This is a genomic window from Devosia lucknowensis, assembly GCF_900177655.1.
Classification (GTDB): domain Bacteria; phylum Pseudomonadota; class Alphaproteobacteria; order Rhizobiales; family Devosiaceae; genus Devosia; species Devosia lucknowensis.
This window is the reverse complement of sequence record NZ_FXWK01000001.1, coordinates 1,513,076-1,526,405: the sequence shown is the minus strand read 5'-3', so window position 1 is coordinate 1,526,405 and position 13,330 is coordinate 1,513,076. Positions and strand designations below refer to the sequence as shown.

Annotated in this window: 14 protein-coding genes; 4 read left to right on the top strand and 10 right to left on the bottom strand. The window is 61.6% G+C overall.

What is annotated here, in order from left to right; genetic code table 11:
* Positions 1 to 36: 36 nt before the first annotated feature.
* A complete protein-coding gene (gene flgK / locus CCK88_RS07475) occupies positions 37 to 1,887 on the top strand; it encodes a flagellar hook-associated protein FlgK (RefSeq protein ID WP_086469830.1) in 1,851 nt (616 codons plus the stop codon).
* Positions 1,888 to 1,900: 13 nt separating this feature from the next.
* Positions 1,901 to 3,874, top strand: a complete 1,974-nt coding sequence (locus CCK88_RS07470; protein WP_086469829.1) for a hypothetical protein — start codon at positions 1,901 to 1,903, stop codon at positions 3,872 to 3,874.
* A gap of 201 nt (positions 3,875 to 4,075) precedes the next feature.
* On the opposite strand, the gene flaF is transcribed toward CCK88_RS07470, so the two are convergent.
* From flaF to CCK88_RS07425, 9 genes are all read right to left on the bottom strand, one after another.
* On the bottom strand, positions 4,076 to 4,450 hold the full coding sequence (flaF, locus tag CCK88_RS07465) for a flagellar biosynthesis regulator FlaF (RefSeq protein ID WP_086469828.1): 375 nt from the start codon (positions 4,448 to 4,450) through the stop codon (positions 4,076 to 4,078).
* A complete protein-coding gene (gene flbT / locus CCK88_RS07460; protein ID WP_086469827.1) occupies positions 4,401 to 4,826 on the bottom strand; it encodes a flagellar biosynthesis repressor FlbT in 426 nt (141 codons plus the stop codon). Before flbT ends, flaF begins: the two co-directional genes overlap by 50 nt.
* A 113-nt stretch (positions 4,827 to 4,939) precedes the next feature.
* A complete protein-coding gene (locus CCK88_RS07455) occupies positions 4,940 to 6,592 on the bottom strand; it encodes a flagellin (protein WP_086469826.1) in 1,653 nt (550 codons plus the stop codon).
* Positions 6,589 to 6,840, bottom strand: a complete 252-nt coding sequence (locus CCK88_RS07450) for a flagellin N-terminal helical domain-containing protein (protein WP_086469825.1) — start codon at positions 6,838 to 6,840, stop codon at positions 6,589 to 6,591. Before CCK88_RS07450 ends, CCK88_RS07455 begins: the two co-directional genes overlap by 4 nt.
* A gap of 189 nt (positions 6,841 to 7,029) precedes the next feature.
* Positions 7,030 to 8,928: a flagellin N-terminal helical domain-containing protein gene (locus CCK88_RS07445; RefSeq protein WP_086469824.1), complete on the bottom strand. Its 1,899-nt coding sequence runs from the start codon at positions 8,926 to 8,928 to the stop codon at positions 7,030 to 7,032.
* A gap of 216 nt (positions 8,929 to 9,144) precedes the next feature.
* Positions 9,145 to 9,492, bottom strand: a complete 348-nt coding sequence (locus CCK88_RS07440) for a hypothetical protein (RefSeq protein WP_086469823.1) — start codon at positions 9,490 to 9,492, stop codon at positions 9,145 to 9,147.
* A 96-nt stretch (positions 9,493 to 9,588) separates the two neighbouring features.
* On the bottom strand, positions 9,589 to 10,056 hold the full coding sequence (locus CCK88_RS07435) for a hypothetical protein (protein ID WP_086469822.1): 468 nt from the start codon (positions 10,054 to 10,056) through the stop codon (positions 9,589 to 9,591).
* Positions 10,053 to 10,397: a rod-binding protein gene (locus CCK88_RS07430; protein WP_086469821.1), complete on the bottom strand. Its 345-nt coding sequence runs from the start codon at positions 10,395 to 10,397 to the stop codon at positions 10,053 to 10,055. The genes CCK88_RS07435 and CCK88_RS07430 overlap by 4 nt, the downstream gene beginning before the upstream one ends.
* Positions 10,397 to 11,521 (bottom strand): flagellar basal body P-ring protein FlgI, encoded by a 1,125-nt coding sequence (locus CCK88_RS07425; RefSeq protein WP_086469820.1) that lies wholly within the window; start codon positions 11,519 to 11,521, stop codon positions 10,397 to 10,399. Before CCK88_RS07425 ends, CCK88_RS07430 begins: the two co-directional genes overlap by 1 nt.
* Before the next feature lie 244 nt (positions 11,522 to 11,765).
* Between CCK88_RS07425 and CCK88_RS07420 the strand changes: the two genes are divergently transcribed.
* Both CCK88_RS07420 and dksA read left to right on the top strand, forming a co-directional pair.
* Positions 11,766 to 12,185 carry a flagellar assembly protein FliX gene (locus tag CCK88_RS07420; RefSeq protein ID WP_086469819.1) on the top strand — a complete coding sequence of 140 codons (420 nt, stop codon included), beginning with the start codon at positions 11,766 to 11,768 and terminating at the stop codon, positions 12,183 to 12,185.
* A gap of 164 nt (positions 12,186 to 12,349) precedes the next feature.
* Positions 12,350 to 12,766, top strand: coding sequence for an RNA polymerase-binding protein DksA (gene dksA, locus CCK88_RS07415; RefSeq protein ID WP_086469818.1), 417 nt, complete (start codon positions 12,350 to 12,352; stop codon positions 12,764 to 12,766).
* Positions 12,767 to 12,819: 53 nt separating this feature from the next.
* On the opposite strand, the gene CCK88_RS07410 is transcribed toward dksA, so the two are convergent.
* Complete coding sequence (locus tag CCK88_RS07410; RefSeq protein WP_086470862.1) at positions 12,820 to 13,239, bottom strand: YciI family protein; 420 nt, start codon at positions 13,237 to 13,239, stop codon at positions 12,820 to 12,822.
* Positions 13,240 to 13,330: the final 91 nt, after the last annotated feature.

Below are 13,330 nucleotides of genomic sequence, written 5' to 3'. Positions count from 1 at the left end.
GGACACCCCGGGCCGTCCTTGAGCTAGAGGGCCAAAATGGGTCTAGTTTCTTCGCTGTCGAATGCGGTTTCAGGTCTCCGGGTCACCCAGGATTCCATCACGATCCTGTCGCGCAACGTGGCCAATGCGGGCACGCCCGGCTATCATCGGCAGTCGCTGAACATCGTCGACCACAATTCGATGAACAGCACCTACGCCCGTACCGCGGGTGTGGATCGCGCGTTCAGTCTTAGCCTCCAGACCTATTACAACCGTCAGGTGTCGGACACCGCTTCGTCCAACGTCCAGGCGAACTACCTCAACAAGCTCCAGGGATTTCTGGGCAAACCCGGCTCTGCCGGCTCGCTGGACACCATGTTCGGCAGCTTCAAGAATTCGCTCTCGGCGCTGGCGACGAGCCCGGACGACTATTCGACGCGCGCCAATGCGGTATCCGAGGCGCAGGCCATGGCCCGCCGTCTCAACGAATTGTCCGGCGTGGTGCAGGAGCTGCGCCAAGAGACCGAGACCCGCATCACGAACGATGTGAACGAAGTCAATGCCATGCTCATCTCGCTCAACGAGGTGAACAACCGCATGCTCGACCTCGGCATGACCGACACGGCCCGCGCCGCGCTCTACGACCAGCGCGATCGCCTCGTGGGCTCGGTTGCCGAAATCATTGACGTACGCGCCGACTATCGCGCCGATGGTACGGTTGCGCTGATGACGCGGTCCGGCGTCGGCTTGCTCGACAACGGTGTGTCGACGTTCAAGTTCGAAACAGTCGGCTCGCTGTCGCCGACGGCGACCGCGAGCTTCGACCCCGACCGCAACAAAGTCGGTACGCTCACGCTGACAACGCCTTCCGGTCTCAGCATCGATCTCGTCCGCCAGGGCGTGTTGCAGGGCGGTGAACTGGCCGGGCTCATACAGCTCCGCGACAAGACACTCGTTGAAGCGCAGAACCAGCTCGACGAACTGGCAGCGGGCCTGGCTTCGGCCTTTTCCACTATCAATACGCCCGGCACGGCGGCGTCGGATGGGGCAGGGGCGACGGGTCTCAGCGCAAACCTGTCAAGCCTCAAGCCAGGCAACGACATCCAGGTGACCTATACGGTCGACGGCGCCGAAAAGCGCGCGCGCATCGTCAATAGCGACCACGGCGAGCCCTATACCGATGCCAGCGGACAGCGCGTCATTCCGATCAACTTTGCGGCGCTCGGCGATCCGGCGGCCCTGGGCGACGCGCAGGCGCTGCTCGACAAGGAGTTTCCTGGCTTCGACGTGACGCTCAGCGCAAGCTCGCTGACCATGCTGGATGACGGCACCACTGGCGTGCGCGATGTGACGGGGCTCAACACCCGCACGACCGCGACCGGCCTTCTGGCTGGCGAATCCGCCATGGCGCTGTTCACCGACGGCGATGCGGCCTTCACCAACAACCTCGATACCGATCCGCCGCAAAAGGTCGGCCTCGCTGCCCGCATCAAGGTCAATCCGGCTGTGCTCTCGGACAATCGGCTGCTGGTGCAGACGGATGTGGGGCAGACGCTTGGCGATGCCGAGCGGCCCGAATATCTGCTCAACCAGCTCAAGACGATGCGGTTCGTTTCGGGCGGCACACCGGCGGAGAATGTCGGCCGTCACCAGCTGAACGGTTCGCTCGAGCAGATGATCGAGCAGGTGCTGAACTTCCAGGGCACTTCGATCAGCGCCGCGCTGACGACCCGGGACAACCGGCAACTGACGCTCGATACTATCTCCACGCAGATGGAAACCGAATACGGGGTCAACACCGACGAGGAAATGGCCCGGCTGACCGAGTTGCAGAGTGCGTATGCGGCTAACGCCCGCATCGTGTCGGTGGTCAAGGAACTGCTCGACACACTGTTCGCGTCGACTTGAGGAGTAGGACATCATGATCGTCAATAAGTCGATGTTCCCGCTGCAGACCGGTTTCTCGGTCATCTCGAAGATGCAGGACAAATTCGCCCTGCTGCAGACCCAGCTTGGTACAGGCGTGAAGGCGCAGACGCTCGCCGACATGGGCCGCGACCTGCCGGTGTCCTTGTCGGTGCGGTCGCGCCTCACGGCGATCGAGGGCTATGGCGCCAATATCGATCAGGTCGACCTGCGGCTCAGCTTTTACGACAACGCCCTGACGCGGCTCGACCAGATCGAAGGGCAAGCCCGCAATTCGGCTGTGCAGGGCCAGTACGGCTCGAATAACATCAACATGGCAACCATCTCGAGCCTGTCAAAGGCCCGGCTGGACGAGATGGTGACGCTGCTCAATTCCGATATCGGCGGTCGGTACCTGTTTGGTGGCAACAAGACCGACAAGGCGCCGCTGCCAACGACAACAGAGCTGCTTGACGGCGCCGGCGGCCGTGCGGGCTATCGCACCGTGGTTACGGAACGCCAGGCGGCCGATCTGGGCGAATTCGGGCAGGGCCGCCTGACGACCAGCATTGCGCCTGCGGTACCGGCGTTGCCGACGGATCCGGTAACGGTGACCCTCGCCGAGGACGGCAATCATCCGTTCGGCTTGAAGCTGTCCACGGTGTCGGCGATCGGCGCCAATATCGGTATCGTATCCGATTTCGCCGCCTCTCCTGCGGACATCGAGTTCACCTTCCCCGGCGACCCCGGCACGGTAGCCGAGGGCGATAGCGTCACGATGGGCTTTACGCTGCCCGACGGCACCGAGACCCAGATCACGCTCAAGGCCGTCAGCGCCGCAAACGCGACGGGCGCCACGAATGAGTTCGTCATCGGCGACACAATCACGACGGCAGAGAACTTCGACGCAGCGCTCAAGGCCACGTTGCAGAAGACGGGCGAGAGCGAACTCAAGGCTGCATCGACCTTCGCCGCGGCCCAGAATTTCTTCAACGCGGCCGGTGAGCCGGTGCTGCGCATCGATCCCGGTTCGCCGGCGGATCCCTTCAATGCGACCAGCCTGCGCGTGGCGCAGAAGACCGATACCGTCATGTGGTATAGCGGCGAGACGGCCGCAGTGTCGGCAATCGGCATGGGGCGGCTGACGGCTGCCAGCAATGCCGGCACCGTGACCCTGACCGAAAACCAGCCCGCGTCAGCCGCGCATGGATTCCAGATCGCGGGCCCGGTGGCGTCGTCCAACACGACCGGCATCACGGCCGTGCGCAATGCCGGACCACCGGTGGACATGACTATCTCGGTCGTCGACAATGCAGAGATCGATGCCAACGATACCGTCACGTTCACGCTCAAGGAGCCGGGCGGCAAGACGCGTGAAGTGACGCTGACCGCGGTTGCCGGCAAGGCCGGTCCGGGACAATTCAAGATCGGTGCGGATGCGGCCGAGACCGCCGCCAATATCCAACAGGCCATGACGCGTTCGGTAACCGAAGCCGCTTCTGCGGCTGAAGGCAATCCGCGCCAGTCGGTGACCGCATCGGTGGAGGATTCCGGGCGCGTTGCCTATGGCATGCAGGCCAACGAGAGCGGTTACCTGCGCATGGTGCGCTCGATGGCGGCGATGACCGTCGAGACCTATCCCGAGATCACCAACGCTGCCGATCCCAACTCGGTCAATCTCAATCCGGCCAAGGCGCGCTTCGATGCCATGGCTCGGCGCCAGCAGCTCGAGCTGTCCGAATCCCGGAATTCCGAGCGCGGTTCGATCGAACTCATCACCATGGAACTGGGCGTCGCGCGTTCGGCACTGAAGTCCGCCGGCGAGCGCCACACCAACTACAAGGCCCAGCTTGACAACTTGCTCAGCGACGTCGAGACGGTGAGCAAGGAAGACGTGGCCATGGAATTGCTGGCCTTGCAGACCCGTCTCACGGCGAGCTACCAGGTGACGTCGATGGTCAGCAAGCTGAGCCTCGTGAACTACCTCTAAGCCCGTTGGGCAGGGGGCTTTCCCACAGCGCTCCGCCCTCGGGCCCGACCCGAGGGCCACCCAGACACGTATAATATGCCGGTGGAAACTAGTCCTCGGGTCAGCCCCAGGACGGAACCGGGTCGTTAGCGGGCATAATCTCAACCCCAAAAGAAAAAGCCCCGCATCGCTGCGGGGCTTTTTTGGTCACGACCCAACGGCTTACATGCCGCGCAGGCCCGCCGCAATCTGTCGGTTGAGCTGTACGAGGACGGTCAGCTGGTCGGCCTGAGGAACGCCTTCGTAGAGAATTTCGCGCGTCTGGTTCATGACGAACATGCCGAGATTGGCGATGTTCTGACGCACTTCGCCGGGCAGGGGGCTGTCGTCCTGAGTTACCGCGGACATGAAGATTGTCCAGAGCTTGCGGTTGAACGTCAGCGCCGAGCGCAGTTCGTCCTGGGTGGAGGTCTCCCACTCATCCTTCACCTTCTGGAGGCCGGCGGCGGCCTTCATCAGCAGGGCGGATTCACGCTGGCGCGGAGTTTCAACGACTTTCGCCGTCTGATTGTACGCCTGGGCGCCTGTTTGATGCATGATTGAGCAGGTCCTGTTCGTATTCGATGAGCTTCTGAGCAGCCTTCAGAGCCTTGTACAGGGACCCGGTTAATATCTCGTTATTGATTTGGTCGACAATCGGTAGAGAACTGGGCACTGCGGCCACAAAGTCTCTCGACATCTCGCTGTAGGTCGCCTGCGCCTTTTCAGCATCTTCCTCGATATACATGAGCTGAACCGCCAGATAGATGCGTTTGGCCGGCGTGTTGGCGGTATCGGAGGTGAGGATATCCTTTTCGCGCAGGATAGGGGCGTTGCCGTCGATGAAGAGACGGGTGCGCTGGTCGGAATTAGTAATGATGCAATTGCCGACGAGCAGTTTCTCGCCCGGCTTCAGTTCGACCTTCAGCGCCATTATCGTCGGTGCCCCGATGTGTGGATTGACCGAATCTGTCTAGCCCGAGATTGCGGCAAAAACAACGAAGGCGGGCTTTGGGCCCGCCTTCCGAACGTCGGTTGGTAACCGATTTACTGCAGGAGCTGCAGGATCGACTGATCGGCCTGGCTGGCCAGCGACAGCGAGTTCTGCGAGAGCTGCTGGCGGGTCTGGAGGGCCAGGAGGTTGGCCGCTTCCGTGTTCATGTCGGCCAGGGTGAGGTTGCCCGCGCCGGTCTCGAGTGTGTTGATCATCGCCTCGGTGAAGGCCTTGCGGTTCTGCACGATCGAGAGGTTCGAGCCGAAGGTCGACGCCTGCGAACGGACCTCGTCGAGAGCAGCCTTGAGACCAGTCAGGAGCTGGTCGATGGTCACGTCGCTGTCGAGCTGCTTTTCCTCGAGCTGGGTGGGTACACCTAGGTTCAGCGCGTTGACGGTCTCGCCATCCTTGGTCTGGATGTCGATGGCCGAAGTGCCGGTTTCGTTAAAGGTGATGGTCAGCTTGTCGCCGCGCAGCAGGTTGATACCGTTGAACGAAGCGTCGTCGGCCAACTTGTCGAGCTGGTCGCGCAGTTCGTTGAACTGATCGGCCAGGCCGGCACGGACGGCGTTGCCGTCGATCGAGCGGCGCAGGTCGGGATCGGCGATGCTGACACCATTGGCGACGCCCTGGCTGTTGATGCCGTCGACCAGGAGTTCCTGGGTCGACTGGTTCTCGATGCGCAGCTTGCCGTTGTCGTTGGACGCACGAATCTTGCCCTTGAGCGGGTTATCGGTGCCGTCGGCAATGGTCTTGGAGTTGATCTCGGTGACCAGCTCATCGATCGTCTTGGTCGCGCCGCCAGTGGTGGAGGCGAGCTTCACGTCGCGCTGTGCTGCGGTGCCGAAGACCGTGTCGGCGCCAAGGCCGCCGATAACCGGATCCGCACCGGTGCCGTCCGCGGCTCCGGTAATCACCAGGCGTCCGTCCTTCACCGATGCGGTGAACGGCAGATCGTCATCTGTGCCAGCCAGCGAGTCATTGAGCGTCTTTATGGCGTCGTTGATGGCCTTGGCAGCCTTTTCGGGCGTGTTGTGGTCATCGCCGTTGAGATTGATGTTTGCGGTTGTGTTTGTGCCGTCGCCAATGGTGATCGTGGCAATGCCAGCAGGGGTGTCGTCCGGCGCGACAGAACCCCATCCAGAGCCGGCGGCGACAAGGTTGTTGGCGCCGCCGTTGGTGTAGGTGGCAGCGCCCAGGATCACTGCGGAGTTCGAGCCGCTGGTGGCAGACTCGACCTTAATGACACCGGCGGTGTTCGTGATCTTGAAGCTTGCGGCGTCATGACCGGCGGCAACGAAGGCTGCCTTCATCGCGTCGACCATTTCGTCTGCGGTGCTGATGTTGCCATCGTTCCCGACGGTTGCTGCATCGGCGATGGCCTTGGTGATTTCAACCGTTTCGGTCTTGCCATCAATGGTGACGTCGAAGGCCATTTTGTCAGTGGCTTCGTCGAAGTTCAGGCCCGTGCCGAAGGTGAAGTCGGCGCCAGCGATTGTGCCGGCCAACGCAAAATCAGAGCCTGCCGTGACCGTAGCCGGCTGGGCCTTGGTCAGTGAAACGGACGAGGCAGCCTCCAGGGCGCCGCCGGAGAAGGACAGGTTGCCGGTTGCATTCGGCGCGATCGTATAGGAGCCGGTCTGGAAGGACTTGTCCTGGCGAGCCTGGCGCAGGGTCGACTGCATCGATTCCAGGGTCTTGGTCATGGCCGAGAGGCCATTGTCCGCAGCCTGAAGGGTCTGGATGCATTGGCCATGGAGTCGATCAGGGAGCCAAGGTCGCTGGCGCGGTTGGTCAATCCCTTGGCCGTGAACCAGCTGGAGGGGTTGTCGAGGGCGGAATTCACCTTGTTGCCGGTGGCGAGACGATTCTGCGTCGTCGCCATCATATCGGCCGTGCCCTTGAGGGAGAGAAGATTGGCCCGAACGGCCTTCGAGAGTGAGATGTCCGCCATCTAATGCAATCCTTGCCTCAGGCCGTTTCTGGCCCCTTGGCAAAAGAGTTAACCGCAGTTTCTTAAAGGGGTGTTAACCATGCGGATTGACGGCGCATAAACCATATTTTTCAGCGGTTTGGCGGGCCTAAAAGGGAAGGGGCGGGTCTTGCGACCCGCCCCTTCGTATTGGTTTCGAGCTCGATTCGATTAACGGATGAGCTGGAGAATCGACTGATCGGCCTGGCTCGCCAGCGAGAGCGAGTTCTGCGACAGGGACTGACGGGTCTGCAGAGCCAGCAGGTTCGCAGCTTCCGTGTTCATGTCGGCCAGGGTCAGGTCGCCGGCGCCATCTTCCAGGGTGTTGATCATCGCCTTGGTGAAGCTCTGGCGATTTTCGACGATGGAGAGATTGGAACCGAAGGACGAGGCCTGCGAACGGACTTCGTTCAGTGCAGACTTGAGCTTGCCCAGTTCTTCGTCGATCTTGGCGTCGCTATCGAGATCGGCCTTGTTCAGCGTGGTGGACACGCCGAGGTTGGACGAGTTGATGGTTTCGCCATTCTTGGTCTGGATGTCGATGGACGACGTGCCAGTTTCGTTGAAGGTGATGGCCAGCTTGTCGCCGCGCAGCAGGTTGATACCGTTGAACGAAGCGTCGTCGGCGAGCTTGTCGAGCTGGTCGCGCAGTTCGTTGAACTGATCGGCCAGGCCCGAGCGAACCGAGTTGCCGTCGATCTTCTTGATCAGCGTGTCTGCAACGGTAACGCCATCTGCCACACCGAGAGAGTTCACGCCGTTGACCGACAGGTCAGAGGTGGACTGGTTTTCGATGCGCAGCTTGCCGTTGTCGTTCGAGGCGCGGATGGCACCCTTGAGCGGATTGACATCGCCGTTGGCGAGAGTAGCCGAGTTGATCTCGGTGACCAGTTCGTCAACAGTCTTGGTTGCACCGCCGGTGGTGGAAGCCAGCTTCGTGTCGCGCTGGGCAGCTGTACCGAACACTGCATCAGCACCGCCGCCACCGATGACGGGGTTTGCGCCCGTACCATCTGCAGCACCAGTGATCACAAGGCGACCGTCCTTCACCGATGCGGTGAACGGCAGATCGTCATCGGTGCCAGCCAGCGAGTCATTGAGCGTCTTGATGGCGTCGTTGATGGCCTTGGCAGCCTTTTCGGGCGTGTTGTGGTCATCACCATTCAGGACGATGTTGGCGGTGGTGTTGGTGCCGTCGCCAATGGTGATCGTGGCGGTAGCAGCAGCAGTATTGTCGGCAGCGACCGAGCCCCAGCCAGAACCGGCAGCGACAAGGTCGTTGGCGCCGCCGTTGGTGTAGGTGGCAGTACCCAGGGTCACGGCGGAGTTGGAACCGCTTGAGGCGGACTCGACCTTGATGACGCCGGCGGTGTTCGTGATCTTGAAGCTTGCGGCTTCATGGCCGGCGGCAACGAAGGCTGCCTTCATCGCGTCGACCATTTCGTCCGCGGTGCTGATATTGCCGTCGTTGCCGGTAGTTGCGGCATCGGCAATGGCCTTGGTGATTTCAACCGTTTCGGTCTTGCCATCAATGGTAACGTCGAAGGCCATCTTGTCAGTGGCTTCGTCGAAGTTCAGGCCCGTGCCGAAGGTGAAGTCAGCACCACCTACGGAACCGGCAAGTGCAAAGTCGGAACCAGAAGTAACGGTGGCCGGCTGTGCCTTGGTCAGCGAGATCGACGATGCTTCGTCGAGAGCGCCACCGGCGAAGGTCAGGTTGCCGGTTGCGTTTGCACCGATCGAGTAGGAAGCGGTCTGGAAGGACTTGTCCTGACGGGCCTGACGCAGGGTCGACTGCATCGATTCCAGGGTCTTGGTCATGGCCGAGAGGCCATTGTCCGCAGCCTGGAGGGTCTTGACGCCATTGGCCATGGAGTCGAGCAGGGATCCCAAATCGCTTGCGCGATTGGTGAGGCCCTTTGCAGTGAACCAGCTGGAGGGATTGTCCAGAGCCGAGTTCACCTTGTTACCAGTGGCGAGGCGGTTCTGGGTGGAGGCCATCATGTCGGCAGTGCCCTTGAGGGACAGCAGGTTCGAGCGGACGGCTTTGGAGAGCGAAATATCGGCCATTTGGCTTCAAGTCCTTTTCTAGGATTACGCATACAAACACGCCTCTTCCTGAGGCTGCGGCGATCCTCATCCGGCAGGACATAAAGAAGCGTTAAATGGATGCCGAAACTTTGGGCAAAAGGCGCTGCTCCGGCGGCACCGTGAAAACGAAAAAGCCCCGGAAATCCGGGGCTTTGAAGTTTGGAGCCGTCTTGGGAGGTCTAGGAATGCGTTAACTTAAGCCAGAAGGTCCTTGAGCCGGGCCTGGGATTCCTCGGGAATTTCGGCTGACCCGATGCGGCGGAGCAGCTCCCCCATCGTCTGCGGCGTCGGCGAGAGTGCACCGGCAATGACAGCTGCTGCAAAGTCTGCCGAGCGATCGCGCTCGGTTTCCGCAGGCTGCTCCTGCTTGTCGGCCTTCGGCTCAAAGGGAAGACGATCACGGTCGCCCGGCCTGGCGCCGGCGGGAGACTTCTGGGGGCCATCTGGCAGTACGGTCCGCTCGCCCATGGCGGGGCGATAGCGGAACTCGCTCATATGTGTTGCGCCCGAAGTGACGGGCTCGACGGCGAGGCTCAAAACCATGACGTTCCCCGAATGCACCTATTCGATGAAACGGTAAGTCCTGCCTCTTATGCTCGCGTAACCGCTGCGTTGCGCATTTGAATAAAATGGCAGACGTTACAAGGCGCGGTTGATGGCGATGCCCTTGGCTGCCGACGCGCCGTCGCTGGCCACCGTGCCGGCCGTGCCATACGTCTTGGCGCGGTTCTGTTGTCCGACCATGCGGGCGACATCGGTCAGCACGTCTTCAGTCACCGACTTGGCCGTGGCCAGCACGCGCAGGTTTTCCGCCATCTGGGTGGCGAGGCTTTCGTGCCCGGCGCGTAGACGCTGGACGAGGGCAGGTGCTTCGGCCGCAAGACGTGCGCTCTGCCGTTGAATGGCCCGCGCGAACGTGACGTAGTCCTGAGCGAGACGGGTCTTGTCGGGCGTCAACTGTCCGGCCTGGCGCATATGGCCGGCGCGCAGCAGGGTGGTTTCCTGGTTCATGACGTCGACCAGTGCGGTCAGGGCCTGCTCGGCATGGGTGCACAGCTCCTGTGCGGGCAGGGCGTCGAGGGCGGCGAGGCGGGCGGCTGCGGTCATTTCCCGTATACTCCGGAACTGGCAATCATGTTGGAACTGGTAAGGTCGCGGCTGGTATTGGCCGCTTCCTGAAGGGTGATCATCTGGCTCATGAGGTCATCGGCGAGGCCGATGCCGCCATTTTGGGCCATGGTGTTGGCGAGTTGCTCGGACTGCATGGAGCGCCAGGTCTCCTCGCCAAAGCCGCCGCCGCCAACCGTCTCGTTGCCCTTGATCGAGGCGAACATCTCCTTGGTCAGCATGTTGAGAAACACGCCTTCGAGTTCTTCGGCCTGGCGGCGGATGGTCTGGAGCTGATGCGGGCTGAGGGTGGTCTGAGCCGACGGATCGATCGTGTTCATCACAGCACCTCGATCTCGGCCTGAAGGGCGCCCGTAGCCTTGATGGCCTGGAGGATGGCGATGAGGTCGCGTGGCGAGATGCCCAGCGCATTGAGCCCGTCCACGAGCTGTTGCAGCGTCACCGACTCCTCGACAACCTGCAGTGCGGTGTCGGACTGGTTGACGTTGAGATTGGTATTGGCCTCGACCGCCGTCTGGCCGGCGCTCAGCGGATTGGGCTGCACCACCTGAGGATTTTCGGCGATCGTCACGGTGAGGTTGGACTGGGCCACCGCGACGGACGAGACGCGGACATCCTTGCCCATGACGATGATGCCGGAGTTTTCGTCGATGACGATCTTTGCGGGCTGATCCGTCTGCACGATCAACTGCTCGATATCGGTCAGGAGATCGACGATGTTGCCATTGAAGCCACGCGGCAGCGTCAGGCGCACGGTTGCGGGATCTTCCGGTACAGCGGTCGGCGCGCCGATGAAGTCATTGACGGCCAGGGCGATGCGCCGCGCCGTTGTGAGGTCGGGATTGCGGAGCGCGAGGCGCAGGGATTGCTGCGAGCCAAGATGGAAGTCGATTTCCCTTTCGATCAGCGCGCCTGAGGAAATGCGGCCGGTGGTCGGGACGCCGGAGATGACGCTGGCAGCGTCACCCTGCGCGCTGAAGCCGTTGATCACCACCGGGCCCTGGGCGATGGCATAGACTTCGCCGTCAGCGCCGAGCAGGGGGGTCACCAGCAGTGTGCCACCCTGAAGGCTGTCGGAATCGCCCAAAGCTGCCACGGAGACATCCATGCGCGATCCCTGGGTCGCAAATGGCGGCAGGTTCGCGGTGACCATGACGGCCGCCACGTTGGCGGTCCGCACGTTCTCGCCCTGCGTGTTGACGCCAAGGCGCTCGAGCATGGATTGCAGCGACTGCCTGGTGAATGGCGAGTTGTTGAGACTGTCGCCGGTGCCGTTGAGGCCGACGACGAGGCCGTAACCGACCAGCTGGTTTTCGCGAATGCCTTCCATGTCCACGATGTCCTTGATGCGCGCGGGTGCGCCCTGGACAGAGGTCAGCGGCGCTACCACAAGGGCGACGCTCAGGATCGTGGCGGCGATGGTGCGAAACAGGCGGTTCGGCATTTGTGTCCCCGAGTGATGCCGTTCCATCCCCATGGCGCGGCCTTCGGATCCATCAATGCCAGAACCGTGCCAATTCGCATGATCCGGATTAGTTGATTGATTTAATTGTGGTATTTGCAGCGGTCCCGACCGACTGTCGACAGTCGCAGGTTGCGCCCTGCAATTCTTGCCGGGCCCGTTAATGCCCTGTTAACCTCGGTGGGCAGATTTTGCCGGTAGTCGCATCTGAAGTGAGTCAGGTCTCGTGCGTATCGACGCCACAAATCGAACCAGCGGTGTTGCTGGGCGGAGCGCCACCGGCAAGGCCGGCAGCGGACCCGCCTTCGTGCCAGCGGGTGAGACCAGTGCCGCACGCGTCAATACCTCCGCGCCTGTCGCGCCGACGGCCGGGCTCGACGCCATCCTCGCTTTGCAGGCAGTGGGCGATTTCACAGAGAGCCGCCGCAAGTCGGTCAAGCGCGGCCGCGGCCTGCTCGATCTGCTCGAGGCCATGAAGGCCGACCTTCTCGTGGGGAAAGTCTCGGCGGAGCGTCTCGACACGATGGTGCTGCAGCTGGGGCAGTTGCGCGAGCGGGTGGAGCCTGGCCTCGACGCCGTGATCGACGATATCGAGCTCAGGGTGCGGGTCGAACTCGCCAAGTTGGGGCGCTTTCCCCAGTTTTGAGCGAGGCACAATTGCCCCTTCGTCATCAAGATGTTGTCAGCGCAAAGCTATGCTGCTGGCAGGGCAATGTTTCCTGCGTTAACGAGACGTAACTTGTTTGCTTGCCGGGGCCCGAGGACGCGCATATATAGGCCGCCAAGGGCGCATTGGAGTTGAGTCTGCTGATGTCTTCGGTTGAACTTACGGATTATCGACCCAGCGAGGACGAGCCGTTTATGAACCCGCGCCAGCGGGAGTATTTTCGGAACAAGCTTCATGCCTGGAAGGACGAGATCTTGCGGGAAAGCCGCCTGACGCTCGAAAACCTGCAGGAAGAAAGCCAGAACCACCCCGATATGGCCGACCGGGCCAGCTCGGAGAGCGACCGTTCCCTGGAACTGCGCACACGCGACCGTCAGCGCAAGCTGATCTCCAAGATCGATGCGGCACTCAAGCGCATCGATGATGGTACCTACGGCTATTGCGAGGAAACCGGCGATCCGATCGGGCTCGCCCGTCTCGATGCGCGTCCCACCGCCACCCTGAGCCTGGAGGCCCAGGAGCTGCACGAGCGCCGCGAGAAGGTCTATCGCGACGAATAGTCTGGACCACGTGAGGAATTGAAAAAGCCCGCAGCAGTGCGGGCTTTTTTGTTTCAGCGCTGCATCTGATCGCGATTACGGTCATGGATCGCCTGAATTTCCGGGGTCATCTGCTCCTCGAAGGCGTCCAGCTCAAAGACAGGGCGAATTTCGATCTCGCTGTCTTCCATCATGGGGTTTGGGCAGCGCTTTACCCAGGCGACCGCCTCGTCCATGTCGCGCACTTCCCAGATCCAGTAGCCGGACACCAGCTCCTTGGTCTCGGCAAACGGGCCATCGATTACCGACCGGTCGGAGCCGCTGAAGCGGATGCGCTTGGCATACTGGGTTGGCTTCAGTCCATCGCCGCCCAGCATGATCCCGGCATTGATCAGCTCCTCATTATAGCGACCCATGGCTTCGAGCAGTTCGCTGGGAGGCATGACGCCCTTTTCACTGTCGGCAGTGGCCTTGACGAAAACGATAACGCGCATTTCTGGCTCCTTGAGACTGAAGGCATCATCGCCTTCCTGCCGAGCCGACGAGTGGTCTCGCACGGCTTCGACATTTTCTCGCACATTCTTT